Raw genomic sequence first — 24,569 nt, 5'->3', positions numbered from 1 at the left:
ATCGGTCATGGCGGACATCGGTCATGGCGGACACCGGTCATGGCGCGGGTTCGTGCACGTCCGCGGATCCGCTCGGGGCGGATCCGCGGACGTGTACGCCGCTCAGCAGCCGGGCAGGCGGGCGGCGAGGTAGGACTCGACCTGGTCCAGGGCGACGCGCTCCTGGCTCATCGAGTCCCGCTCCCGCACGGTCACCGCCTGGTCCTCGAGGGTGTCGAAGTCGACGGTGAGGCAGAACGGCGTGCCCACCTCGTCCTGGCGGCGGTAGCGGCGGCCGATGGCGCCGGCGTCGTCGAAGTCGACGTTCCAGTTGCGCCGCAGCTGCGCGGCCAGGTCGCGCGCCTTGGGCGAGAGGTCGGCGTTGCGCGACAGCGGCAGGACGGCGGCCTTGACCGGCGCCAGCCGCGGGTCCAGCCGCAGCACGGTGCGGGTGTCGACGCCGCCCTTGGCGTTGGGCGCCTGGTCCTCGGTGTAGGCCTCGACGAGGAAGGCCATGAGCGAGCGGGTCAGCCCGGCCGCCGGCTCGATGACGTACGGCGTCCAGCGGGTGTTGCTGGCCTGGTCGAAGTAGGACAGGTCCGCGCCGGAGTGCTGGGTGTGGGTGGACAGGTCGAAGTCGGTGCGGTTGGCGATGCCCTCGAGCTCGCCCCACTCCGAGCCGGTGAAGCCGAAGCGGTACTCGATGTCGACGGTGCGCTTCGAGTAGTGGCTCAGCTTCTCCTCCGGGTGCTCGTAGTGCCGCAGGTTCTCCGGTGCGATCCCGAGGTCGGTGTACCAGCGGGTCCGCTCGTCGATCCAGTACTGGTGCCACTCCTCGTCGCTGCCCGGCTCGACGAAGAACTCCATCTCCATCTGCTCGAACTCGCGGGTGCGGAAGATGAAGTTGCCCGGCGTGATCTCGTTGCGGAACGACTTGCCGATCTGGCCGATGCCGAACGGCGGCTTGCGGCGGGCGGCGCCCATCACGTTGGCGAAGTTGACGAAGATGCCCTGCGCGGTCTCCGGGCGCAGGTAGTGCAGCCCCGATTCGTCCTCGACCGGGCCGAGGTGGGTCTTGAGCATCATGTTGAAGTCGCGCGGCTCGGTCCACCGGCCGGTGACGCCGCAGTTCGGGCAGGAGACGTCGGCCAGGCCGTTCTCGGGTGCGCGCCCCTTGCGGGCCCCGAACTCCTCCTCGAGGTGGTCGGCCCGGAACCGCTTGTGGCAGTTCTGGCACTCGGTGAGCGGGTCGGTGAAGACGCCGACGTGACCGGAGGCCACCCACACCTGGCGCGGCAGGATCACCGAGGAGTCCAGGCCGACGACGTCGTCGCGGCGCTGGACGACGGTGCGCCACCACTGCCGCTTGATGTTCTCCTTCAGCTCGACGCCCAGGGGCCCGTAGTCCCAGGCCGAGCGGGTGCCGCCGTAGATCTCACCGGAGGGGAACACGAACCCCCGGCGCTTGCAGAGGTTGACCACCTTGTCGAGGCGGGCGGGGTCGTGCGGCGCTGTCGAGGTGGTGGTGCTGGCGCTCACGGGCTGGGGGCTCCATCCGGCTGGCGGTCGGCGAGTTGACCTGCCCACGGTAGTCGGCCCGCCGGCGGGCCCCGCCCGGTCCGGTCAGCGGGACGTGTAGCCGCAGACGGCGGGCCGGCCGCCCTCGTCGACCACCGTGACGACGAAGTCGCGCGGCGTGCCGTCCTCGAGGGTCACCGCGAAAGCGACCTCGTCGACGTCGCCGGCCGCGGCCGCGTCGGTGGCCGAGCCCTCGGTGATGCGCCCGCCGAGGAAGGTCTCGAAGTCCGCCTGCAGCGTCGCGGGGTCGGGGAGCTGGGCCTGCCCGGCGGCGCACAGGTCGGCGTAGGCGGCGTCCGCGTCCTGGTCGACCAGCGACTGCACCCAGCCGGCGGCGATCTCCGGGCTGCCGGGGACGTTGAGCGTCGTCGACCCGCCCCCGCCGCCGGTCGGCGTGGCCGCGCCGCCCCCGAAGCCGCCGTCGCCCGACGGCGACCCGGACGAGGACCCCGGCGCGGACGACGAGGGGCTCGCCGAGGTCGACGACGCGCCTGCGGACGTGGTCGCGGTGGCCGACGGCGACGTGGCCACGTCGGTGCCGGCGTCGCGGCGGGCGACCAGCACGGCGGCCAGCACAGCGGCACCCACCAACAGGACGACGAGGGCGGCCAGAGCCGCGACCAGGCCCCGCCGCCTCTTCCGCGGCGGCGGAGCGCCGTACCCCGGGCCACCACCGGGCTGCCCGGGGCCGGGCGGGCCGTACCCGGGTGGGCCGTAGCCGGGCGGCCCGTACCCGGGGCCGGACGGGCCGTACCCCGGACCGGGCTGCCCGTAGCCGGGCGGGCCGTACCCGGGCGGGCCGTAGCCGGGACCGGGTGCGCCCGGGAACCCGCCGGTGCCCGGAGCGCCGGGCGTTCCGCCGACCGCGTCGACCCGCACGGTCGGGATGCGGTCGGGTGGGCCGGGCAGCCGGTCGGTCGGCTGGTCGGGCAGCGGCGCCGGCGAGCCGGGGCGGCCGGGCACCGGGGGCAGGTGCAGCTCGCGGGTGCGGTCGGCCGACGTCCCGTCGTCCTGCGGCGGCTGGCTCATCGGGCCCGTCCTCCCGGCTGGGGGTGTCCTGTCCGACGCAGGCTACGCACCGGACACGGCCGCACCCAGCCGCGCGACCACGGCGCCGGCCTCACCCCGGCGGGAGGTAGGCGCCGGGTTCGTCGAGCGCGTGCACCCACACCGGCGCCCCGGCGATCTTCACCTCCGCGGCCGACAGCGCCCGGCGGTAGGCGCCGACGCCGTCCCAGCGGGTCACCACGGCCCACAGGGCCGGGTCGTCCGCGGCCTGCCCGACCTCGCCGCCGCGCCAGCCGGGCCGGGCGGCGAGGGCGGCCAGCAGCCGGTCGACGGCGGCCTGCAGCTCCGCGACGTCCCCCGGGGGGACCCGCAGCCGGGTCACCGCGAACACCGCGCCTCCCCGGGACGCACCGGGCCGTGGGGTGGTGGTCTGCGCACGGCGTCCACTCTGCTGGCCGCCGTCGTCCCTGCCCAGCCGGGGTGTCCCGCGCCGTGGCCGGGGCGCTGGTCGGGGTCGGTCGCCGTCCCTAGACTCCGCCGACGACCCGCACCCGGCGCCGGATCCGGCGCGCGTCCGGGCCCGCGGCACACGGAGGAACGACCGGTGGACCTGCAACAGTTCGGCCCCTATCGCATCGAGGCGCTGCTCGGCCGCGGCGGGATGGGCGAGGTCTACCGGGCCTACGACACCGAGCACGAGCGCACGGTCGCGCTCAAGGTCCTCTCCGAGCACCTCGCGGCCGACGCCGGCTACCGCGAGCGCTTCCGGCGCGAGGCGCACCTGGCCGCCCGGCTCAACGAGCCGCACATCGTCCCGATCCACCGCTACGGCGAGATCGACGGCCGGCTGTTCCTCGACATGCGCCTGGTGCCCGGCCGCGACGTGGCCGCGGTGCTGGCCGCGGAGGGACCGATGGACCCCGCGCGCGCGGTGTCGATCGTCAGCCAGACCGCGCGGGCCCTCGACGCCGCGCACGCCGACGGCCTGGTGCACCGCGACGTCAAGCCGTCCAACGTGCTGCTGACCGGCTCCGGCGACGACGACGACGACGAGTTCGTCTACCTCGTCGACTTCGGCATCGCCCGGTCGACGACGGACTCGCAGGGCCCCTCGCTCACCCAGACCGGCGCCGCGCTGGGGTCCTTCCACTACATGGCGCCCGAGCGCTTCCTCGAGAGGCCCATCGACCGGCGGGTGGACGTCTACGCGCTGGCCTGCGTCCTCTTCGAGTGCCTCACCGCCCGCCGGCCGTTCACCGGGGACGGGCTGGCCGCGCTGATGTACGCCCACCTCAACACCAGCCCGCCGCCGCCGTCGACGCTGCGCCCGGGACTGCCACGGGCACTCGACGACGTCGTCCGCAGGGGTCTGGCCAAGGAGCCCGACGAGCGCTGGTCCACCTGCGGGGAGCTGGCCGCGGCCGCGCGGGCGGCGCTGGCCGCCGGTGGCGTGGCGCCCCGCGCGGAGGCCGCGCCGCCGACGTCGGTCACCCCGCTGCCGCTGCGTCCGCAGACGGTCGGCTTCTCCTCCCCGGGCGCCCCGGCCGCATGGGGGCCGCCGTCGACCCCGGGCGCGCCCGCCGGGTACGGGCCACCGTCGAACCCGGGCGGCCTGCCCGTCGGGTACGGGCCGCCGTCCGATCCCGGCGTGCCTGTCGGTTACGGGCCGCCGTCCGATCCCGGCGTGCCCGTCGGGTACGGGCCGCCGTCCCACCCCGGCGCGCCCGTCGGGTACGGACCGCCCCCGGGCCCCGGCTCCCCCGGGTACGGCCCGGGTGTCGGTCTCCCGCCGCCGGGCGGGGCGACGCCCTCGGGCCGGCGGAGGTCCACCCGCCTGCCGCTGGTCCTGGCCGGCATCGCGGCGCTGCTGGTGCTCGCCGTCGTGGCGGTGGTCGCGCTGGTCGGCCGGTCCGACGCCCCGACCGCCACCACCGCCATGCAGACGGGGACGACGGACGCGGGCGCCACCGACACGGGTGCCACCGCGACCGACACGGGTGCCACCGCCACCGCCACCGCCGGCAGCACGACGGACGCGGGCTCGACGACCGGCACGACGACCGGTGGCGGCCAGGACGCGGCGGATCCCGAGCAGCGGCTGCTCGACGTCCTGCCGGCGGACTTCGACCCCGCGACGTGCGAGACGACCGACCCCGGTGGCGACGGCGACCTCGCCGCCGTCGCCTGCGGCGCGGCACTGACCCAGCCCGGCCCCTCGGCCGCCGCCTTCTACCTCTACGAGGACCGCGCCGCCGTCGACCGGGTGTTCCTCGTCGACGTGGCGGGACTGCACCTCGACGAGCTCGGCGACACCGACTGCCCCGACGCCCACGGCCACCGGCAGTACACCGGCGCCGACCAGCGGGCGGCCGGGCGGGTGGCCTGCTGGGTGGACGGCGACGGCAACGCCAACCTGGCCTGGACGCAGAACGACGTCGCCGCGGAGGCACTGGTGGTCGTCCCCGGCGGCGGGGAGTCCGGCCTGGCCGACCTGTGGGCGTGGTGGAACGACGCGAGCCTGAGCGACTTCCGTCCCCGCTGAGGCCCGTCGTCCGGAGCCCGTCGTCCGGAGCCCGTCGTCCGGGGCCCGTCGTCCGGGGCCCGTCGTCCGGGGCCCGTCGTCCGCGGCGGCCGGTCAGGCCCGGGCCGCGCCCAGGGCCGCGGCGGCCAGCCGGTCCAGCCGCGTGGCCACCTGCTCGGCGGTGGCCGGCCGCTGCCCCACCGGGGCCAGGCACTCCGACACCAGCGCCGCCTCGTCCTCGGTGAGCCCGGGGCTGATCGCCGGCTCGGCGCTCAGGACCCGGCGGATGGCCAGCAGCGGCTCGCCGTCGGGCAGCTCGCCGTAGAGGCCGGTGCCCGTGAGCGCCCGGTTGAGGGTGGCGCCGAGCGCGAAGACCTCGGTGGCCCGCGACGGCCGCTCACCGCGCAGCAGCGCCGGGTCGAGGAACTCCACGGAGGCGGCGCTGGCCATGCCGGTCAGCGTCACGCCGGGGGTCAGGTAGCGGGCCAGGCCGAGGTCGGAGAGCTTGCCGCCGTCCTCGGCGAGCAGGACGTTGGCCGGCTTGACGTCGCCGTGGGTCAGTCCGGCCTCGTGCAGGGCGTGTGTGGCGTGGGCGGCGTGGGCGACCGCGCGCAGCACCTCCCCGCGGCTCAGCGGCCGGGCGGGAGCGGCGAGCGAGCCGAGCGGGCAGTACTCCATCGCGTACAGGAAGCTGTCCTGCAGCACGGCGTCGAAGACCCGCACCAGGTGCGGCGAGGCGACCTGGGCGAAGGCGCGCAGCTCCCGGACGGCCCGCTCGTAGGCCTGCACGCTGTGGCTGCCGGTGAAGACCTTGACCGCGACGTACTCGTCGGGCAGGCCGAGGCGGGCCGGGGGGCGGGCGAGGTAGAAGCGGCCGTTGTTGCCCTCACCCAGCACCCGGACCACCTGGTAGTCCGCGATGTGGTCGGGCGCCGCGCCCGCCAGGCCGACGGCGTCCATCCACGTCCTCCTGAACGGTTCCTCCCCGGCCCCGGCCGGGACGCCGCGGCGCGGCAGCGGGCCAGTGTGCCGGGACGGGAGCCGTCCCGGAACCCGATCGCACCCGCTGCCGCGCCGTGCGGGAACGGTCCGGGACGGGACGCCGGATCCGGCGGTGCGCTCAGGAGCCGCCGTGCGGCGACGCGAGGACGAACTGCCGCCCGCCCATGCGGACGGCCGTGCCCGGGGCCAGCCGGACCGGCTGGCCGGGCACCAGCGAGGACCAGCCCGGCGCGCCGTGCGGGGCCAGGAGCGTGCCGTTGGCCGAGCCGGTGTCGACCAGCAGCACGTCCCAGCCCTCGAGGCGGATCTCGGCGTGGTGCCGGCTGACGCCGCCGGTCCGGTCGACCACGAGCAGCGGCCGCAGCCGGCCGGACGCGACCCGCGGGTCGGTCTCCGGTTCCCGGCCGAGCAGGTAGTCGGTGTCCAGGCTGACGGTGGCGCCGTCGTCGAAGACCAGCAGCCCCAGCGGCGGGCGGGGTCCCGCGAGGACCGCGGGCCGGTGCGGCGTGCGGGCGCCGCACAGGGCGCAGGAGCCAGCGCGCGGGTCGGTGAGGTGGCCGTTGCCGCAGAGGACGCCCTCGACCCGGACGCGGTCGTCCGCCGGCTCCGCGACCGGAGCAGCCGCCGACGACGCGTCGGCGCCCGGGGTGGGCAGCGGCGCGCGGACCGGTTCGGCCTCGGCGTCCGCGCCGAACAGCAGGGCCGACCGTGCGGGCGGCGGCAGCTCGGCGGGGACGGCCGGAGCCGGCTCGGCCGGGACGGCCTGCCGGTGTCCGGCGTGGTCCCCGTGCCCGCGGGGCGCCGGCCCGGCCGGCGCCGGGTCCGGAACCGGAGGCGGCGGTGAGGCCGGACGCGGGCGCCGCGGCGCCGGCGGGGGGAGTGACGGCGTCGACGCGTGCGGGACGGGCAGCCGCAGCTGCGCCGTCCCCGTCGGCGCCGGTCCGGGCGGTGACGGGGACGGAGAGAGCACCGCGGCCGCCCCGGGGACGGCGCCGGCCTCCAGGTCGGCCAGCGGGTGCGGGGCGATGTCGGCGGGCGAGCCGGCCGACAGGTGGAGCGCCGCCGGCGGCCAGGCGACGAGGCGGTCCAGGACGCGCGTCCCGTCGCCGAACTCCTCCCCCTCGGCCGCCGTCAGGCGCAGCCCCAGGTCGGGGACCTCGGCGCTGCCGCGGCCGGCGAGCACCAGCGCCAGGCCGTCCTCGGTCGCGGCGACCACCGCGAACGACGGCGGGCCGGTCACCGAGCCGAGCCAGCCGCGCAGCTCCCCGGGCAGCTGCCGTCCCGGCGCGCGGCTGCCGGCGGCCGACACCCGCCGGCACAGGGCCACCAGCTCGCCCACGTGGGCGTCCCCGGCCGGGGCGGCGACCGGCGCGGTGGCCACCGGCGCCGGTCCCCACCCGGCGAGCGCCGGCTCGGCCGGCGGGGTCGCCGGGCCGGCCGGTCGGGTGGTGACACCGACGACGAGGAGCACCCCGGGCAGCCGGACGACGAGGTCCCGCCCGGGCGCGACCCGGACGGCGACCTGGTCGAACGGAGGCACCGTCGCCGGTGCGCCGGCCGCGGTGGTCAGCGCGACCGGCGGCGTGTGGACCGACACCCGAGGAGCCTCCCGCCCGTGGCCCCGACCGTGGACGGACGGCACCCGCAGCGGGCCGTCGGTGTGTCGGGGAGGCGCCACTGTCGGGTCGGCTCCGCGGCCCTGTCAACGGATCCCGGCGCGCCCGCGGAGGACCGGCCTCAGGCGCTGCCGAAGCGGCGCTGCCGGGAGGCGTACTCCTCGCACGCGGCCCACAGGTGCCGGCGGTCGAAGTCGGGCCAGAGCGTGTCGAGGAAGACGAACTCGGCGTAGGCCGACTGCCAGAGCAGGAAGTTGCTGGTCCGGTTCTCCCCGGAGCTGCGCACGAACAGGTCGACGTCGGCCATGTCGGGCTCGTCGAGGAAACGGGCGACGGTGCGCTCGTCGACCTTCGCCGGGTCCAGCCGCCCGGCGGCGGCCTCGCGGGCGATCGCGGCGGCGGCGTCGGCGATCTCGGCGCGGCCTCCGTAGTTCACGCACATCGTGAGCGTCAGGACGTCGTTGTCCTGGGTGAGCTCCTCGGCGACCTCGAGCTCCTTGATGACGCTGCGCCACAGCCGCGGACGGCGGCCGGCCCAGCGCACCCGGACGCCGAGCTCGTGCATCTCGTCGCGGCGGCGGCGGATGACGTCGCGGTTGAAGCCCATGAGGAAGCGGACCTCCTCGGGGCTGCGCCGCCAGTTCTCGGTGGAGAAGGCGTAGGCGCTGATCGCCTGCACGCCGAGCTCGATGGCGCCCTCGACGCAGTCGAACAGCGAGGACTCCCCCGCCTCGTGCCCCGCCGTCCGCGGCAGGCCGCGCTCCTCGGCCCACCGGCCGTTGCCGTCCATGACGATCGCGACGTGGCCGGGCACCTTGCCGGCCGGGATCGCCGGCGGGCGGACGCCCGAGGGGTGCGGGTCCGGCGCCTTCACCTCACGCCTCACGCAGCAGGCCCGCTTCCCGCCGGGGGGCGACGTCGGAGCGCTCGACCAGCGGCAGCGACCGCAGCCCGCGCTCGAGGTGCCACTGCAGCAGCGCGGCGACCAGCCCGCTGCCCTCGCGGCGCTGCGGGTTCTCGCTGGCCTCGGCGGTCTCCCAGTCGCCGGACAGCAGCGCCTCCAGGTGCCCGATGGTGACCGGGTTGGGCATCGCCGACCCGGTCGGGCGGCACTCGCGGCAGACGGTGCCGCCGGCCGGGACGGAGAAGTGCCGGTGCGGGCCCTCGACGCCGCAGCGGGCGCAGTCGCCGAGCGCCGGTTCCCAGCCGGCCACCGACATCGCGCGCAGCAGGAACGCGTCGAGCACCAGCCCGGCCGGGTGGGTGCCCTCCGACAGCGCCCGCAGCGCCCCGATGACGAGGAGGAACAGCCGCAGCGAGGGCTCCCTCTCCTCCGCCGTCAGCCGGTCGGCGGTCTCCAGGACCGCGGTGCCGGCAGTGTAGGCCGGGTAGTCGCCGGCGATCACCGAGCCGTAGGAGCGGATGGACTCGGCCTGGCTGACGATGTCGAGGTTGCGGCCGGTGTAGAGCTGCAGGTCGACGTGACTGAACGGCTCGAGCCGGGCGCCGAACTTGCTCTTGGTGCGACGCACGCCCTTGGCCACCGCCCGCACCTTGCCGTGCCGGCGGGTGAGGACCGTGACGATCCGGTCGGCCTCCCCCAGCTTCTGGGTGCGCAGGACGATCCCCTCGTCGCGGTACAGCGACTTCGGTGTGGTGCTCAATACCCCAGCCTGTTCAGCTTCTTCGGGTCGTCCTGCCACTCGCCGAGGACGGTGACGTGCAGGTCGAGGTGCACCCGGGAACCGAGCAGCTCCTCCAGGCCGGCCCGCGCCTCGGTGCCGATCGCCTTGATGATCGACCCGCCCTTGCCGAGCAGCATCGGCTTCTGGCTCGGGCGCTCGCAGTGCAGCAGCGCGTGCACCTCGACCAGCTCCGCACCCGCCCGCTTGGGGTCGGGCCGGCGGTTCAGCTCCTCGACGGTGACGGCGAGGGAGTGCGGCACCTCCTGGAACACCTTCTCCAGCGCCGCCTCGCGGATGAGCTCGGCGATCTGCCGGTCGGTGTCCTCGTCGGTGGTCTGCTCCTCGGGGTACAGCGGCGGGCCCTCGGGCAGCAGGCCGACCAGCAGGTCCTCCAGCAGCTCGACCTGGTCGCCGCCGACCGCGCTGACGGGCACGACCTCGGCGGCCTCGACCAGCGCGCTGGCGGCCACCAGCTGCTCGGCGACCTGCTTCCTCGACGCGGCGTCGGTCTTGGTCACGACGACGACCACCGGCGCCTTGACGTCCTTGAGCTGCCGGGCGATGAACCGGTCGCCGGTGCCGACCGGTTGGTCGGCGGGGATGCAGAACACCACGACGTCGACCTCGGAGAGGGTGTCGCGGACGACGTCGTTGAGCCGGCGCCCGAGCAGGCTCCTGGGCTTGTGCAGGCCGGGGGTGTCGACGAGGACGAGCTGCCCGCCGGGCCGGTGGACGACGCCGCGGATGGCGTGCCGCGTCGTCTGCGGCCGGTTGCTGACGATGCCGACCTTCTCGCCGACGAGGGCGTTGGTCAGGGTCGTCTTGCCGGCGTTGGGGCGGCCCACCAGACAGGCGAAGCCGCTGCGGTACGGCTGCTCCGGCGTGCTCACCGCCCCAGTCTCCCACCGCCGGGTGACACCCCGGTGGAGGCGGCGACGATCAGGGGACCTGATCGTCGAGTGTCCTCCCGCACGTCCCACGGTGAGGGAGGACGCTCCACGATCAGGTCACCTGATCATCGCGGTGCCCTCAGGCGGTGGCGCGGACGGCGCCGTCGGGGCCGGCGAGGTGCACGGGCGCGGACGGCGTGAGGTCGTGGACGGCGGCCAGCCCGGCGTCCTCCACGGCATCGGCGTCGGACACGACCGCGGCGGCCTCCAGCCCCTCGACCCCGCTGGAGACGGCGGCGGCGACCGCGGCCTGCAGCGCCGAGAGCGTCAGCGAGGGCAGGGACACCGAGGCGGCGACGTAGGTGCGCCCGTCGGTGTCGCGGACCGCGGCGCCCTCCCGGGCACCGGTGCGGCCGCGCGCGGAGCGGGCGAGGGTGACGAGCTTGGCGTCCTCGGGCTGCAGGTCGGGCACGGGACGAGTCTCCTACCGGTGGATCCGGCCCGTCCGCAGGGGCCCGGCGCGAGCCTGCGAGCGGTGGGGGGCGGGAGGGTCCTTCCTCAGCTCTCGGCGCCGGCGTGCACGTCGGCGCGGGTGGCCCCCGACTGGTGCTCGGGGTCGTCGGAGACCTCGGGCACCCGGCACACCAGGATCGTGTCGATGCGGTTGCGCCGTCCGCCGGTGCTCTCGGCCACCAGCCGCAGCCCCGCGACCTCGGCCTGCGAGCCCTCGATCGGCACCAGGCCCAGCTCGCGCGCCAGCAGGCCGCCGACGGTCTCGACGTCGTCGTCGCGCGGCAGCTCGACGTCGAAGAGCTCGGCGAGGTCCTCGACCGGCAGCCGCGCGGTGATCCGCACCGAGCCGTCGTCGAGGCGCTCGACCGGGGGGCGCTGCACGGCGTCGTGCTCGTCGGCGATCTCGCCGACGATCTCCTCGAGGATGTCCTCGATGGTGACCAGCCCGGCGAAGCCGCCGTACTCGTCGACGACGATCGCGATGTGGGTGCGGCGGGCCTGCATGTCGCGCAGCAGCTCGTCGACCGGCTTGGACTCCGGCACGAACGCCGGCGGGCGCATGAGCTCCTCGACCCGCGGGCCGCGGCCCTCGCCGAGGTTCTGCGACCGGCGCACGAGGTCCTTGAGGTAGACCACCCCGACGACGTCGTCGACGTTCTCGCCGATCACCGGGATGCGGCTGAACCCGCTGCGCAGCGCCAGGGCCAGCGCCTGCCGGAGGGTCTTGGTGCGCTCGATCCAGACGACGTCGGTGCGCGGCACCATGACCTCGCGGGCGATCGTGTCGCCGAGCTCGAACACCGAGTGGATCATGTTGCGCTCGCCGGACTCGACGACGCCGCGCTCCTCGGCCAGGTCGACGAGCTCCCGCAACTCCACCTCGGTGGCGAAGGGCCCGTCGCGGAAGCCGCGGCCGGGCGTGATCGCGTTGCCGACCAGGATGAGCAGCGTGGCCACCGGGCCCAGGAGCCGGCCGAGCACCCGCACCAGCCCCGCGGTGCGCAGGGCGATGGGGTGGGCGTGCTGGCGGCCCAGCGTCCGCGGGCCGACGCCGACCAGCACGTAGCTGACGACGGTCATCACGCCGGCGGCGGTGAGCACCGTCTGCCAGCCCAGCCCCCACAGCCCGGCGAGGACGACGGCCACCAGCACCGCCGCGACCGTCTCGCAGCCGATCCGCAGCAGCAGGAGCAGCGACACGTGCCGCGCCCGCTCGGTGAGGACCTCCTCCAGCGTGGCGGCCCGCCGGACGCCCTCCCGGCGCAGCTCCTCGACCCGCGCCTTCGACACCCGCTGCAGGGCGGCGTCCATGGCGCCGAACAGGCCGGCGAGCGGCACCAGGCAGATCGCGACCACCAGCAGCGTGACCGCACCGGCGCTCATCGCGGCCCACTCACCGCGGGTCGGTGCCCCCTCCGGCCGGCTCGCCGGTGACCGGCTGCCGCGGCGCCGAGCGCCAGCCCTCGAGCAGGCGGGTCTGCAGGCCGAACATCTCCCGCTCCTCCTCCGGCTCCATGTGGTCGTAGCCGAGCAGGTGCAGCACGCCGTGGGTGGCCAGCAGCAGCAGCTCGTCGTCCGTGGAGTGGCCGGCCGCGCGGGCCTGCCGGACGGCGACCGACGGGCACAGCACGACGTCGCCGAGCAGCGCCGGGCCGGGCTCGGGGTCGTCGGGCCGGGCGGTGTCGAGCTCGTCCATGGGGAAGGCCAGGACGTCGGTCGGGCCCTTCTCCCCCATCCACCGCTCGTGCAGCACGCTCATGTGGTCGGCGTCGACGCACAGCACCGACAGCTCGGCCATCGGGTTGACGCCCAGCTCCCCGAGCACGTACCGGCAGATGCCGGTCAGCTCCGTCTCGTCGACGGCGACCTCGGACTCGTTGGCGACCTCGACGGGCACGCGGCTCAGCTCCCCGGCCGGCGCGGCCGGGCGGTCCGGGGCGGCGCGGGCGGGCGCGCGGCGCCCTGCTGCTGGCCGGCGTCCCAGCGCTCGTAGGCGTCGACGATGTCGCCGACCAGGCGGTGCCGGACGACGTCGGAGCTGGTCAGGTTGGAGAAGTGCACGTCCTCGATGCCGTCGAGGATCTCCCGCACGATCTTCAGGCCGCTCTGCGCGCCACCGGGCAGGTCGACCTGGGTGACGTCACCGGTGACGACGATCTTCGAGCCGAAGCCAAGCCGGGTGAGGAACATCTTCATCTGCTCGGCGGTGGTGTTCTGCGCCTCGTCGAGGATCACGAACGCGTCGTTGAGCGTCCGGCCGCGCATGTACGCCAGCGGGGCCACCTCGATCGTGCCGGACGCCATGAGCCGCGGGATGGACTCCGGGTCGACCATGTCGTGCAGCGCGTCGTAGAGCGGCCGCAGGTAGGGGTCGATCTTCTCGCTCAGCGTGCCGGGCAGGTAGCCGAGCCGCTCGCCGGCCTCGACCGCGGGGCGGGTGAGGATGATCCGGTTGACCTGCTTGGTCTGCAGCGCCTGCACGGCCTTGGCCATGGCCAGGTAGGTCTTGCCGGTGCCGGCCGGGCCGATGCCGAACACGATCGTGTGCGCGTCGATCGCGTCGACGTAGCGCTTCTGGTTCAGCGTCTTGGGCCGGATGGTGCGGCCCCGGCGGCTGATGATGTCGAGGCTGAGCACGTCGGCCGGCCGCTCCGAACCGCCGCTGCGCAGCATGCCGATGACCCGGCGCACCGAGTCCGGCCGCAGCGCCTGGCCGGTGCCCAGCAGCGCGATGAGCTCGTCGAAGACACGGACGGCGAAGGCGTTGTCGGCCGGCTGCCCGGTCACGGCGATCTCGTTGCCGCGGACGTGGACGTCGGCGGCGAGCTCGCCCTCGACCAGCCGGAGCAGCTCGTCGCCGGAGCCGAGCAGGGCGACCATCGACACGGAGTCGGGGACGGTGATCGTGGTCCGGACCGCAGCGGAGGCGGCGCCCGCGAGCGCGTCGTCGGCAGCCGCGGCCTGCGCGGAGGCCTCACGGGAGGAGGGAGCGGCCGGCACGGGGACGTTCGGGGAGGTATCGGGCAAGTGCCCTCGACCCTGCCTTCCTGGCACGGGGGTTCTGACCCGTCCAGGTTACCCGTGCGGCGGGGGCCGGAACCGGGTCCGGCCGGAAGGAGTCAGGCGCCGGTGTAGGTGGCCCTGCCCGGCCCGTCCTCGAGGAAGGAGGCCACCGCGCCGCGCAGGTCGGCAGTGGAGAACAGCGGCCCGGAGACCTGCGGGGTGATCTCGTCGGCGGCCCGCACGCCGGAGCGGACGGCGGTGGTGACCAGCCGCTTGGTGGCCGCGTGCGCCAGCGTCGGCCCGGCGGCGACCCGGCGGGCGTAGTCGCGGGCGGCCTCGGCGAAGCCCTCGTCGGGCAGGACGCGGTTGACCACGTCCCACCGCTCCAGGACGGCGGCCGGGTACCGCTCCCCGGTGAAGACCAGCTCCTTGGCCCGCGCCGGGCCGGCCCGCTCGGCCAGCCGCTGCGGCCCGCCCATCGACGGCGTGAGCCCGACGACGATCTCCACCAGCCCGAAGCTGGCCCGCTCGGCGGCCAGCAGCACGTCGCAGGCCAGGGAGATCTCGAAGGCCGCGGTCAGCGTGAGGCCGTGCGCGGCGAAGACGGTGGGCACCGGCAGGTCCTCGATCGTCTGGGCGATGCGCAGCAGCCGGGCCCACAGCGCCGCGCCGCGCTGCGCCGGCTCGGGACCCTCGGCGATGTCCCGGAAGGCGTGCACGTCGACCCCGGCGGAGACCACCTTGCCGCGGGCCTCGAGCAGCACGGCGCGGGCGCGGTCGGACCGGCCGGGCTCGGTCAGTCCGACCAGCTCGGCGGCCACCTGCTCGAACGCGGCGAACACCGACTCGTCGAACAGGTTCAGCGGCGGGGCGTCGAGCACGACGACGGCGACGTCGCCGTCCCGCTCGATCCGGACGGGGGCGGCGCTGCCGGCGTCGGTCATGCCGGCAGCCTGTCACGGCCGCCGGCCGTCTCAGCCGGGCGGCCAGCCCATCGGACGGCCGCCGAGGACGTGCAGGTGCAGGTGGTGCACCGTCTGACCGGCCTGCGGGCCGGTGTTGGTCACGATCCGGTAGCCCGGCTCGGACCCGTCCTCGGAGGCCAGCCCCTCCTGGACGGCGACGGCGTGCGCGGCGGCCACCACGTCGGCCAGCAGCTGCGGGTCGGCACCCACGAGCAGCCCCGCCGTGGCGTGGTGGTCCTTGGGGATCACCAGCACGTGCGTGGGGGCCTGCGGGTTGATGTCGCGGAAGGCCAGGGTGCGGTCGGTCTCGTGCACGACGTCGGCGGGGATCTCGCCGGCCACCATGCGGCAGAAGAGGCAGTCGCTCACGGAGCCGACCCTAGAAGGACCCCCTCGCCCCCCACACCTCGCTCCGCTCGGCGCGGGCCCCTGCGAGGGGGCCGTTCCAGCACCTCACCTGCTCGGCGCGGGCCCCTGCGAGGGGGCGCTCCAGCACCTCACCTGCTCGGCGCGGGCCCCTGCGAGGAGCCGCTCCAGCACCTCACCTGCTCGGCGCGGGCCCCTGCGAGGGGGCCGTTCCAGCACCACCGGGCCCCCGGGCCAGGATGGGCCGCACACAACCCACCGACTCCGGAGGTGTCCGTGCCCGTCCCCCACTGCAGGACGTAGTGGTCGCCCGTCGCGCTCCCCGGTCGGGGAGCCCCGGGATCCCGTCGTCCTCGCGCCGTGCGTTCCTCGCCGGCACCGCCCTCGCGCTCGCCACGGCAGCCTGCGGCCGCCCCTCCCCCGTCGCCTCCTCCGCTCCCCCGGCGGGGACGCTGACCATCGGCGCCATCCCCGACCAGGACCCCGAGGTCCTCCAGCGCCTGTACGGCACCGTCGCTCGGTCGATGTCGGCCGCGCTCGACCTCGAGGTCGTCTACACCCCGGTCACCGACTACGCCGCCGCCGTCTCCCTCTTCCGCACCGGCGACCTCGGCCTCGTCTGGTTCGGCGGGCTCACCGGCGTCCAGGCGCGGCTGCAGACGCCGGCCGCCCAGCCGATCGCGCAGCGCGACATCGACACCGACTTCCACTCGGTGTTCGTCGTCAACGCCGCGACCGGGCTCGCCCCGTCGGACGACCTGCGCCCGCTGGCGCCGCTGCGGTTCACCTACGGCGCCGAGACCTCGACGTCGGGCCGGCTCATGCCCGCGTGGTTCCTCCAGCAGGCCGGCGTCGACCCGCAGGGCTTCCCCGGCGGCCCCGGCTTCTCCGGCTCGCACGACGCCACGCTGCAGCTGGTCGCCTCCGGCAGCTACCAGGCCGGCGTGCTCAACGAGCAGGTGTGGACCTCGCGGTCCCAGGAGGGCGCCGTCGACCCTGCCGTCGTCGCCCACTCCCGGACGCCGGGATACCACGACTACCACTGGCTGCTCGGCCCGCAGGCCGCCGACCTCGCCGACCCGGTGCGCGCGTACCTCACCGGGCTCCGCGCCGACGACCCGGACGACGCCGAGGTGCTCGACCTGTTCGGCGCGGGCTCCTTCGTCCCGGCCCGCGCGTCGGACTACGACCGGATCGAGGAGATCGGCCGCAGCCTGGGGCTGGTCACCTGAGCACCGTCCTGCGGCTGACCGGCGTGACCGTCCGCCTCGGGACGGCGACCGCACTCGACGCGCTGGACCTGACCGTCGACGCGGGCGAGCGGGTGGCCGTCGTCGGGGCCTCGGGCGCCGGGAAGTCGACGCTGCTGGGCGTGGTCAACGGGGTGGTGCCGCCGTCGGCCGGGTCGGTGGAGGTGCTCGGTCAGGACCCGTCCGTGCTGCGCGGTCGGGACCTGCGCCGGCTGCGGGCGCGGGTGGGCACGGTCCACCAGCACCTGGAGCTGGCCGGGCCGCTGCGTGTGGTGCACAACGTCAACGCCGGGCGGCTCGGCACCTGGCCGGCGGCGCGGGCGGCGTGGTCACTGGTCCGGCCGCAGGGCCTGCCCGAGGTGGTGGCCGCGCTGGAGCAGGTCGGCCTGGCCGACCGGGTCTTCGACCGCACCGACGCGCTCTCCGGCGGGCAGCGCCAGCGGGTGGCCGTGGCCCGGCTGCTGCTGCAGCGACCCGACCTGGTGCTGGCCGACGAGCCGGCGTCGGCCCTCGACCCGGTGCTCTCCGACCGGGTGCTGGAACTGCTGGCCGGTCCCGCGGCCCGGGGTGGCGCGCTGGTGGCCGCCCTGCACGACCCGGCGCTGGCGCTGCGGCACTGCGACCGGGTGGTGGGGCTGGCCGCCGGCCGGGTGGTGCTCGACGCCCCGGCCGCGGCGCTCTCCGCCGCCGACCTCGCCGCCTTCTACGGGGCCGCGGCGTGACCGCGGTGCTTGCCCGGGCCCGTGCACCGGCCGTTCCCCGGCTGCGGCGCGACCGGCGGCGCTGGGCGTGGGGACTGGCCGTGCTCGCCGCCGTCGGCTGGTCGCTGGCCGGCGCGGTCGGCGGGGAGGTGCTGAACCCGGCGGGGGCTCCCCAGTTCGGCCGGTTCGCGGCGGCCGCCCTCTCCCCCGCGCTCGACGGCGCGTTCCTCGGCGTGCTCGCCGGCGCCGCGCTGGTCACCGTCGCCTACGCCGTCCTCGGCGCGGCGCTGGCCGTGCTGCTGGGGGCGCTGGGGGCGGTCCTCGTCGCGCGCACCACCCGGGGACGGCGGCGGCTGGGCTGGACGGCGGTCCGGGGCGTGCTCGCGGTCCCCCGCGGGCTGCACGAGGCGGTGTGGGGGCTGCTGCTGGTCAACGTGCTGGGGCTGGACCCGTGGGTCGGCGTCCTGGCGATCGGCCTGCCCTACGGCGCGGTGACCACCACGGTGTTCGCCGACCTGCTCGACGAGGTGCCGCGCGGCCCGTACGAGGCGCTGCTGGCCGCGGGGTCGGAGCGGGCGGCCGCGGCGCTGTACGGGCTGCTGCCCCCGGCGGCCGGCGGGCTGCTGTCCTACGCCTGCTACCGGCTGGAGTGCGCCGTCCGCTCGGCCGTGGTGCTGGGGATGGTCGGCGCGGGCGGGCTGGGCTACCAGCTGGCGCTGTCGTTCGCGTCGCTGCGCTGGCCGCAGGTGTGGAGCGCCGTCTACGCGCTGGCGCTGCTGTGCCTGGCCGCCGACGTCGCCGGCCGGGCGGTGCGCCGCCGGGTGGCCGCGCCGCGGCGGCCGGCGGGCGTGTTCGCCCGGGACCGGCTGCTCACCGCGGCCGTGCTCGGCACGCTCGCCGCCGTCGCGTGGTCCTGGTGGTACCTGGCGCTGTCGCCGGCGTCCCTGGTCGCGGCCCGCACGCGCGAGCAGGTGGCCTACGTGCTGGACGCCGCCTGGCCGCCGGCCGGCGACGGCGCCCTGCTCGCGGAGGTGGCCCGGCAGGCGGTGACGACGGTGCAGACGTCGGTGCTGGCGATCGCCGTCGCCACGGCCGGGGCGGTGCTGGTGGCCGGCGTCGCCGCGCGCCCGGTGCGGGCCGGTCCCCTGCGCCGGCTCAACGGGGTCCTGGCGCGGGTGGGGCTGCTCCTGCTGCGGGCGGTGCCGCCGCCGGTGTGGGCGCTGGTCCTGCTGTTCGTGCTGCGGCCCGGCGTGCTGCCCGGGGGGCTGGCGCTCGGCGTCTACACGCTCGGGGTGCTGGGGCGCCTGGCCGCCGAGGCGGTGGAGGAGGCCGATCCCCGGCCGCGGGCGGCGCTGACCGCGCTGGGCGCGCGACCGGCCGGCGGCTGGCTGTACGGGGTGGCGCCGCAGGCGGCCGGGCCGGTGCTGGCGTTCGCGCTGTACCGGTGGGAGGTGGCCGTGCGCGACACGCTGCTGGTCGGCCTGCTCGGCGCCGGCGGGCTGGGGGCGCTGCTGGCCGCGCGGCTGGCGGTCTTCGACTGGCCGGCGGTGAGCACGGTGCTGGCGGCGACGGTCGTGCTCACCCTCGCCGTCGACCTGACCGGCGCCCGCGCCCGCCGCGCCCTGCGCTGACGGAGCCCCGTCCGCGCCACGATCAGGGACCCTGATCCGAGCGGGTCCTCCCTCACCGCAGCGCGTCCTCCCCCACCGTCCACCGTGAGGGAGGACGCGCCACGATCAGGTCACCTGATCATCGCCGCCCCGCGCGGCTACCTCCAGCGGGTCCGCGCGGACAGCGCGGCCAGGGCGGCGGCGCCGGCGGTCGAGGTCCGCAGCACCTCCGGGCCCAGCCGCACCACCTCCGCGCCGGCGGCCCGCAGCGCCACCACCTCGCCGTCGGTGAGCCCGCCCTCGGGGCCCACGACGACGGCGACCGTGCCGCTCGAGGGCACCTCCACCCCGGTCAGCGGACGGCGGGCCTGCTCGTGCAGGACGAGCGCCAGGTCGACGTCGCCCAGCTCGCCGCACACCTGGCGGGTGGTCATCGGCTCGCTGACCTCGGGCACCCGCGGCCGCCGCGACTGCTTGCTCGCCGCCCGGGCCGCGGCCCGCCACCTCGCCAGGCCCTTCTCCACGCGGTCCTCGCGCCAGCGGGTGACGCAGCGCGACGCCGTCCACGGGATGACCCGGTCGACGCCGAGCTCGGTCGCCAGCTCGACCGCCAGCGGCCCCCGGTCGCCCTTGGGCAGCGCCTGCACCAGCCACAGCTCCGGCTCGGCCGGCGGCACCTCGTACCGGGCGGCCACCTGCACCCGCAGGCCGCCGGGGCCGGCGTCGAGGACCGTGCCCTCGGCCACCGTGCCGCGGCCGTCACCGACCCGGACCGGCTCGCCGGCGGTCAGCCGCAGCACGCCGACGGCGTGCCGGCCCTCCGCGCCGCCGACGACGACCTCGGGGGCGTCGGGCAGCTCCTCGAGCAGGAACAGCGGCGCGCCGTCGAGGGCGACGCGCTGGTCGCCGGGGGCCGGGACGCTCACTTGAACGGGTTCCGCACCCGGGCGAACAGGCCGCCCGGGGTCTCACCGGCCGTCGACGAGGGGCGGTCCTCGCCGCGCAGCACGGCCAGCTCGCGCAGCAGCTTCTCCTGCTCGGCGTCCAGGCGGGTCGGCGTCTGCACGTCGACGTGCACCAGGAGGTTGCCCCGGCCGGTGGCGCGCAGCCGCGGCGCGCCCTTGCCGCGCAGCGTGAGCACCGTGCCCGGCTGGGTGCCCGGCCGGACGTCGATGTCGGTGTCCTCGCCGTCGAGCAGCGTCAGCGGCAGCGTGGTGCCGAGCGCGGCGGCGGTCATCGGCAGGGTGACCCGGCAGTGCAGGTCCTCGCCGTCGCGGGTGAACACCTCGTGCGGCCGCTCGCGGATCTCGACGTAGAGGTCGCCGGCCGGCCCCCCGCCGGGGCCGACCTCGCCGCGGCCGGTGAGCCGGATCCGCATGCCGTCCTCGACGCCGGCGGGCACCTTGACCGGGATGGTCCGGCGGGCGCGCACGCGGCCCTCGCTGCCGCACTCGGGGCACGGGTCGGGGATGACCTGGCCGGTGCCGGCGCAGGTCGGGCACGGCCGGGTGGAGACGACCTGGCCGAGGAAGGACCGCTGCACGCTCTGCACCTCGCCGCGGCCCGAGCAGGTGGCGCAGGTGGTCGGGTGGGTGCCCGGCGCGGTGCCCGCACCGCTGCAGGTGCCGCACAGGACGGCGGTGTCGACGGTGATCTCCTCGGTGGTGCCGAACACCGTCTGCTCGAGGTCGAGCTCGATGCGGATGAGGGCGTCGTCGCCCTCCCGCACCCGGCTGCGGGGGCCGCGGCCGCCCATCCCGGCGCCACCGAAGAAGGCGTCCATGATGTCGCCGAGCCCGCCGAAGCCGGCCTGCCCGAACGGCGAGCCGCCGCCGGCGCCGGGGCCGGTGTCGAACGGGTCGCCGCCGAGGTCGACGACGCGGCGCTTGTCCGGGTCGGTCAGCGCCTGGTAGGCGCGGCTGACCTCCTGGAAGCGCTCCTTGGCCTCGGGGTCGGGGTTGACGTCGGGGTGCAGGTCGCGCGCCAGCCGCCGGTAGGCCTTCTTGATGTCGGCGTCGGACGCGCCCCGGGACAGCCCGAGGACGCCGTAGTAGTCGGTTGCCATGTAGTCGCAGTCCTCAGCTCTCGGCCAGCAGCTGGCCGACGTAGCGGGCCACGGCGCGGACCGCGGCCATGTTCCCCGGGTAGTCCATGCGGGTCGGGCCGACGATGCCCAGTCCCCCCAGTGCCCGGTCCTCGGTGCCGTACCCCACGGAGACGACCGACGCACCGGCCAGCGCCTCGTGGGCGTTCTCCTCGCCGATGCGCACGAGGACCGTGCCGCCGGCGTCCACCTCGCTGATCAGCCGGAGGACGACGACCTGCTCCTCGAGGGCCTCCAGCAGCGGGCGCAGGCTGCCCGGGAAGTCGACGGCGGTGCGCGCCAGGTTCGCCGTCCCGCCGATGACCAGCCGGTCCTCGCCGGGCTCGACGAGCGTCTCGATCAGCGCGGCGCTCATCGCGGCCACCAGCGCCCGCAGGTGCGGCGGCGCGGTGTCGACCAGGTCGGGCACCTTGCTGCCGGCGTCGGCCAGCCGCGCGCCGCCGAACGCGGAGTTCAGCAGCGCCCGCAGGTCGGCGACGTCGTCCCGGGCGACCTCGACCGGGCAGTCGACCACCCGCTGCTCCACCCGGCCGGTGTCGGTGATGAGCACCAGCAGCAGCCGGGAGCCGGTCAGCTGCACCACCTCGAGGTGGCGGACGGCGCTGCGGGAGAGCGTCGGGTACTGGACGACGGCGACCTGGTGGGTCAGCTGGGCCAGCAGGCGCACCGTGCGGCCCAGGACGTCGTGCAGGTCGACGGCGCCGTCGAGGAACCGCTCGACCGCCTTGCGCTCGGCGGCCGACAGCGGCTTGACCGCCGAGAGCCGGTCGACGAACAGCCGGTAGCCCTTGTCGGTGGGCACCCGCCCGGCGCTGGTGTGCGGCTGGGTGATGTAGCCCTGCTCCTCGAGGACGGCCATGTCGTTGCGGATGGTGGCCGGGGAGACCCCGAGGTCGTGCCGCTCGGCGAGGGCCTTGCTGCCCACCGGGTCGTTGGTGGAGACGTAGTCCTGCACGATCGCCCGCAGGACCTGCAGACGGCGCTCGTCGTGCGCCACGGTGACACCTCCCCGTACCGGTCGACGTGCCCGTGCGGACGCCCCTGACGGGCGCGGCCGGCGCGCGCCGGGCTCCCCGGCGGGCTGGCACTCGCACGGACGGAGTGCCAGTCCAGCATACGACCGGCGAGCCCTCCCGTCGCGGAGCGCGGACCGTCCTCACCCGCGGGGGGCGGCCGCGGCCGGGGACCCGGCGGATAGGGTGACCGGCGGACGGTGCTCGAGCGGGGCGGTCGGACGGAGGTCGGGTCCCTGGTCTTCAAAGCGGTGCGCGACGGCCGCCCGTACCCCGAGCACGGCCTGTCCACGAAGGACTGGGCGATGATCCCGCCCCGGCAGATCCGGCTCGACACCCTGGTCACCACCAAGCGGGAGCTGGCGCTGGACACCCTGCTGGCCCAGGACTCGACCTTCTACGGCGACCTGTTCCCGCACGCCGTCCAGTGGCACGGGGAGCTCTACCTCGAGGACGGCCTGCACCGTGCGCTCCGGGCGGCCCTGCAGCAGCGCACGGTGATCCACGTCCGGGTGCTCGACCTCGACGCGCTGATGCCCGCCGACCCGGGCCGCGCGCTGTGACGACCCCGCCGGCCCGGCTGACCGGGGCCGCCGAGGGTGTCCTCGTGCGGCGGGCCACCGCCGCCGACCTGCCGGCCGTCGTGGCGCTGCTGGCCGACGACCCGCTCGGCGCCGCCCGCGAGACGGCCGACCTGGCGCCCTACAAGGCCGCCTTCGCCGCGGTCGACGCCGACCCCGCGCACCTGCTCGTGGTCGCCGAGGACGGCGGCACCGTCGTCGGCACGCTGCAGCTCACCTTCATCCCGGGCCTGGCCAGCGGCGGCACGCTGCGGGCGCAGTAGAAGGACCCCCTTGCCCCCCGCCACTCGCAAGCTCGCGGCGGGACCCTGCAAGGGGGCTGAGTGGTGCGCCGACGAGGCGCGCCGGCGCGGCGCGACGCTGGTGCAGCTCACCACCGACGAGCGCCGCACCGACGCCCACCGCTTCTACGAGCGGCTCGGCTACGTCGCCTCCCACGAGGGCTTCAAGCTCGAGCTATAGCCAGCCCTTGTCGGCGGCGACGCGGGCGGCCTCCACGCGGGTGCGGGCACCGGTCTTGCCGATCGCCGAGGACAGGTAGTTGCGCACCGTCCCCTCGGACAGGAACAGCGTCCGGGCGATGTCGGCGACGGTCGCGCCGTCGGCGGCCTCGCGCAGCACGTCGGCCTCGCGTGCCGACAGCGGCGTCGCCCCGATCGCCAGCGCCGCGGCGGCCAGCTCCCGGTCGATCACCCGCTCCCCGGCGACGACGGCGCGGATGGCCTTGGCTAGCTCCGCGACGGGCGCGTCCTTGACCAGGAACCCGGCTGCCCCGACCTCCATCGCCCGGCGGAGGAACCCCGGCCGGCCGAAGGTGGTGAGCACGACGGCGCGCACCCCCGGCAGCTCGGCGGCCAGCTGCTGGGCGGCCTCGAGCCCGTCGGCACCGGGCATCTCGATGTCGAGCAGCGCGACGTCGGGCAGGTGCTCGCGGGCGGCGCCGAGCACCTCGTCGCCGCGGCCGACCTCGGCGACGACGGTGATGTCCTCCTCCAGCTCCAGCAGGGCCCGCAGCGCGCCGCGGACCATCGACTGGTCCTCGGCCACGAGCACCCTGATCACCGCGGCGCCCCGGCCGCGACCGGCGTCAGCGGCAGGACGGCGCGCAGCTCGTAGCCACCGTCCCGGCCGGCGCCGCCGGTGAGGGCCCCGCCGATCGCGCCCACCCGCTCGGCGAGGCCGGCGAGCCCCGAGCCGGGCTCGGTGTCGTCGGCCGGGCCGCGGCCGTCGTCGGTGACGGTCAGGACCGCCTCGGCGCCGTCCTCGGTGAGGGTGACCGTCACCGAGCGGGCGCCGCTGTGCCGCAGCACGTTCGTCGTCGCCTCGCGGACCACCCAGCCCAGCGCCGCGTCGGCCGGGCCGGGCAGCGCCGGCACGCGGGCGGGCAGCCGGACGGCGATGCCGGCGCCCGACAGCGCCGAGCGCGCCTCGGCCAGGGCCTGCGCGCAGCTGACCTGGCGGTAGCCGCTGACCGCGTCGCGCACCTCGGCCAGCGCGCGGCGGGCGGCGGCCTCGACGTCGGCCATCTCCGCCCGCGCCCGGGCGGGGTCGGCCTCGGCGAGCCGGCCGGCCAGCTCGCTCTTGAGCGCGATCAGCGACAGGCTGTGGCCGAGCAGGTCGTGCAGGTCGCGGGCGAAGCGCAGCCGCTCCTCGGCGACGGCGTTGCGGGCCAGCTCCTCGCGGGCCTCGGCCAGCTCGGCGTTCACCGAGACCAGGTGCCGGGTGCCGCGCAGCGCGAACGCGGTGAGCAGGCACATCACCGGGAGGATGAACAGGTCGCCGAACATGCCGTCGGCCGCGACGACCCCGCTGCACACCGCGGCGGCCGCGAGCACCGCCGGCCACACCCAGCGCTGCGGCAGCGCCGCCGCCGAGGCCGCCGACAGGTAGATCAGCAGCCCGGCCCAGGACGGGCCCATCCACGCGGCCAGCCCGGTCCCCAGGGCGGCGACGACGGCCAGCCGGCCCAGCACCGGACCGGTCCAGCAGCCGCCGAACGCCCGGCGGAACACATCGAGGTAGACGGCCGTGAAGACGACCAGCCCGGCGCCGGCGACCACCCGGACGGCGAGCGGGCGGTCGGTGGTGAGCAGGTCGACGAGCGGGAAGAACTGGAACAGCAGCCAGGGCAGCGCCCAGCCGATGCGGTACCAGCGGGGGCGGGGGTCCACGGCGCCCGACCGT

26 protein-coding genes are annotated in these 24,569 nt (G+C 76.4%); 7 read left to right on the top strand and 19 right to left on the bottom strand.

Translation table 11 applies throughout. The annotated features are described in order from the left end of the window. Nucleotides 1–102: 102 nt before the first annotated feature. From ACWIZO_RS14795 to ACWIZO_RS14785, 3 genes are all read right to left on the bottom strand, one after another. Nucleotides 103–1,518, bottom strand: coding sequence for a glycine--tRNA ligase (locus ACWIZO_RS14795; RefSeq protein WP_448638417.1), 1,416 nt, complete (start codon nt 1,516–1,518; stop codon nt 103–105). An 84-nt stretch (nt 1,519–1,602) separates the two neighbouring features. Next, nucleotides 1,603–2,586 carry a hypothetical protein gene (locus ACWIZO_RS14790; protein WP_448638416.1) on the bottom strand — a complete coding sequence of 328 codons (984 nt, stop codon included), beginning with the start codon at nt 2,584–2,586 and terminating at the stop codon, nt 1,603–1,605. Nucleotides 2,587–2,677: 91 nt separating this feature from the next. After that, complete coding sequence (locus tag ACWIZO_RS14785; protein WP_448638415.1) at nt 2,678–2,956, bottom strand: antibiotic biosynthesis monooxygenase family protein; 279 nt, start codon at nt 2,954–2,956, stop codon at nt 2,678–2,680. Nucleotides 2,957–3,169: 213 nt separating this feature from the next. On the opposite strand from ACWIZO_RS14785, the gene ACWIZO_RS14780 reads away from it, so the two are divergent. Then, nucleotides 3,170–5,107 carry a protein kinase domain-containing protein gene (locus tag ACWIZO_RS14780; protein WP_448638414.1) on the top strand — a complete coding sequence of 646 codons (1,938 nt, stop codon included), beginning with the start codon at nt 3,170–3,172 and terminating at the stop codon, nt 5,105–5,107. A 93-nt stretch (nt 5,108–5,200) separates the two neighbouring features. Here ACWIZO_RS14780 and ACWIZO_RS14775 read toward each other — a convergent pair whose 3' ends face one another. From ACWIZO_RS14775 to ACWIZO_RS14725, 11 genes are all read right to left on the bottom strand, one after another. Next, nucleotides 5,201–6,046, bottom strand: coding sequence for a protein kinase domain-containing protein (locus ACWIZO_RS14775; RefSeq protein ID WP_448638413.1), 846 nt, complete (start codon nt 6,044–6,046; stop codon nt 5,201–5,203). 160 nt (nt 6,047–6,206) lie between these two features. Beyond that, nucleotides 6,207–7,685 (bottom strand): FHA domain-containing protein, encoded by a 1,479-nt coding sequence (locus tag ACWIZO_RS14770; RefSeq protein ID WP_448638412.1) that lies wholly within the window; start codon nt 7,683–7,685, stop codon nt 6,207–6,209. Between the two features lie 140 nt (nt 7,686–7,825). Continuing rightward, nucleotides 7,826–8,578 (bottom strand): isoprenyl transferase, encoded by a 753-nt coding sequence (locus ACWIZO_RS14765; RefSeq protein ID WP_448638411.1) that lies wholly within the window; start codon nt 8,576–8,578, stop codon nt 7,826–7,828. Nucleotide 8,579: 1 nt separating this feature from the next. Continuing rightward, a complete protein-coding gene (gene recO / locus ACWIZO_RS14760; RefSeq protein ID WP_448638410.1) occupies nt 8,580–9,368 on the bottom strand; it encodes a DNA repair protein RecO in 789 nt (262 codons plus the stop codon). Continuing rightward, on the bottom strand, nt 9,365–10,279 hold the full coding sequence (gene era, locus ACWIZO_RS14755) for a GTPase Era (protein WP_448638409.1): 915 nt from the start codon (nt 10,277–10,279) through the stop codon (nt 9,365–9,367). Before era ends, recO begins: the two co-directional genes overlap by 4 nt. A 139-nt stretch (nt 10,280–10,418) precedes the next feature. Beyond that, nucleotides 10,419–10,751 carry a cytidine deaminase gene (locus ACWIZO_RS14750; RefSeq protein ID WP_448638408.1) on the bottom strand — a complete coding sequence of 111 codons (333 nt, stop codon included), beginning with the start codon at nt 10,749–10,751 and terminating at the stop codon, nt 10,419–10,421. 86 nt (nt 10,752–10,837) lie between these two features. Continuing rightward, a complete protein-coding gene (locus ACWIZO_RS14745; RefSeq protein WP_448638407.1) occupies nt 10,838–12,175 on the bottom strand; it encodes a hemolysin family protein in 1,338 nt (445 codons plus the stop codon). Between the two features lie 10 nt (nt 12,176–12,185). Then, nucleotides 12,186–12,689 (bottom strand): rRNA maturation RNase YbeY, encoded by a 504-nt coding sequence (ybeY, locus tag ACWIZO_RS14740; protein ID WP_448638406.1) that lies wholly within the window; start codon nt 12,687–12,689, stop codon nt 12,186–12,188. Between the two features lie 5 nt (nt 12,690–12,694). Then, a complete protein-coding gene (locus ACWIZO_RS14735; RefSeq protein ID WP_448638405.1) occupies nt 12,695–13,792 on the bottom strand; it encodes a PhoH family protein in 1,098 nt (365 codons plus the stop codon). A 119-nt stretch (nt 13,793–13,911) separates the two neighbouring features. Next, nucleotides 13,912–14,739 (bottom strand): enoyl-CoA hydratase/isomerase family protein, encoded by an 828-nt coding sequence (locus ACWIZO_RS14730; protein ID WP_448638404.1) that lies wholly within the window; start codon nt 14,737–14,739, stop codon nt 13,912–13,914. 30 nt (nt 14,740–14,769) lie between these two features. Continuing rightward, the gene (locus ACWIZO_RS14725; RefSeq protein ID WP_448638403.1) at nt 14,770–15,129 is read right to left on the bottom strand and encodes a histidine triad nucleotide-binding protein; all 360 of its coding nucleotides are present in this window, start codon (nt 15,127–15,129) and stop codon (nt 14,770–14,772) included. A gap of 299 nt (nt 15,130–15,428) precedes the next feature. Between ACWIZO_RS14725 and ACWIZO_RS14720 the strand changes: the two genes are divergently transcribed. The 3 genes from ACWIZO_RS14720 to ACWIZO_RS14710 are packed head-to-tail and all read left to right on the top strand — an operon-like array spanning nt 15,429 to nt 18,708. Then, complete coding sequence (locus tag ACWIZO_RS14720) at nt 15,429–16,358, top strand: putative selenate ABC transporter substrate-binding protein (protein WP_448638402.1); 930 nt, start codon at nt 15,429–15,431, stop codon at nt 16,356–16,358. Between the two features lie 23 nt (nt 16,359–16,381). Further along, on the top strand, nt 16,382–17,098 hold the full coding sequence (locus ACWIZO_RS14715) for a phosphonate ABC transporter ATP-binding protein (RefSeq protein WP_448638401.1): 717 nt from the start codon (nt 16,382–16,384) through the stop codon (nt 17,096–17,098). Continuing rightward, nucleotides 17,095–18,708, top strand: a complete 1,614-nt coding sequence (locus ACWIZO_RS14710) for a PhnE/PtxC family ABC transporter permease (RefSeq protein ID WP_448638400.1) — start codon at nt 17,095–17,097, stop codon at nt 18,706–18,708. The genes ACWIZO_RS14715 and ACWIZO_RS14710 overlap by 4 nt, the downstream gene beginning before the upstream one ends. Before the next feature lie 137 nt (nt 18,709–18,845). On the opposite strand, the gene ACWIZO_RS14705 is transcribed toward ACWIZO_RS14710, so the two are convergent. The 3 genes from ACWIZO_RS14705 to hrcA are packed head-to-tail and all read right to left on the bottom strand — an operon-like array spanning nt 18,846 to nt 21,788. Next, nucleotides 18,846–19,613, bottom strand: a complete 768-nt coding sequence (locus ACWIZO_RS14705) for a 16S rRNA (uracil(1498)-N(3))-methyltransferase (protein WP_446759457.1) — start codon at nt 19,611–19,613, stop codon at nt 18,846–18,848. Continuing rightward, complete coding sequence (dnaJ, locus tag ACWIZO_RS14700) at nt 19,610–20,752, bottom strand: molecular chaperone DnaJ (protein WP_448638399.1); 1,143 nt, start codon at nt 20,750–20,752, stop codon at nt 19,610–19,612. The genes ACWIZO_RS14705 and dnaJ overlap by 4 nt, the downstream gene beginning before the upstream one ends. A 13-nt stretch (nt 20,753–20,765) precedes the next feature. Beyond that, nucleotides 20,766–21,788, bottom strand: coding sequence for a heat-inducible transcriptional repressor HrcA (hrcA, locus tag ACWIZO_RS14695; RefSeq protein WP_446759455.1), 1,023 nt, complete (start codon nt 21,786–21,788; stop codon nt 20,766–20,768). A gap of 216 nt (nt 21,789–22,004) precedes the next feature. Between hrcA and ACWIZO_RS14690 the strand changes: the two genes are divergently transcribed. Genes ACWIZO_RS14690 through ACWIZO_RS14680 form a run of 3 tightly spaced genes read left to right on the top strand, consistent with a single transcriptional unit; the run spans nt 22,005 to nt 22,847 of the window. Further along, nucleotides 22,005–22,367 (top strand): type II toxin-antitoxin system VapB family antitoxin, encoded by a 363-nt coding sequence (locus ACWIZO_RS14690; RefSeq protein ID WP_446759454.1) that lies wholly within the window; start codon nt 22,005–22,007, stop codon nt 22,365–22,367. Next, a complete protein-coding gene (locus ACWIZO_RS14685; RefSeq protein WP_448638398.1) occupies nt 22,364–22,648 on the top strand; it encodes a hypothetical protein in 285 nt (94 codons plus the stop codon). Before ACWIZO_RS14690 ends, ACWIZO_RS14685 begins: the two co-directional genes overlap by 4 nt. A 10-nt stretch (nt 22,649–22,658) precedes the next feature. Continuing rightward, nucleotides 22,659–22,847, top strand: a complete 189-nt coding sequence (locus tag ACWIZO_RS14680; RefSeq protein ID WP_448638397.1) for a GNAT family N-acetyltransferase — start codon at nt 22,659–22,661, stop codon at nt 22,845–22,847. Here ACWIZO_RS14680 and ACWIZO_RS14675 read toward each other — a convergent pair. Together ACWIZO_RS14675 and ACWIZO_RS14670 are read right to left on the bottom strand one after the other, a co-directional pair. After that, nucleotides 22,842–23,447, bottom strand: a complete 606-nt coding sequence (locus ACWIZO_RS14675; RefSeq protein ID WP_448638396.1) for a response regulator transcription factor — start codon at nt 23,445–23,447, stop codon at nt 22,842–22,844. The genes ACWIZO_RS14680 and ACWIZO_RS14675 overlap by 6 nt on opposite strands. After that, nucleotides 23,444–24,556, bottom strand: coding sequence for a sensor histidine kinase (locus ACWIZO_RS14670; RefSeq protein ID WP_448638395.1), 1,113 nt, complete (start codon nt 24,554–24,556; stop codon nt 23,444–23,446). The genes ACWIZO_RS14675 and ACWIZO_RS14670 overlap by 4 nt, the downstream gene beginning before the upstream one ends. Nucleotides 24,557–24,569 lie beyond the last annotated feature (13 nt).

It is taken from the genome of Geodermatophilus sp. URMC 63 (assembly GCF_053502565.1).
Note: the sequence above shows the minus strand (reverse complement) of the source record. Positions and strands in the feature narration are given on the sequence as shown.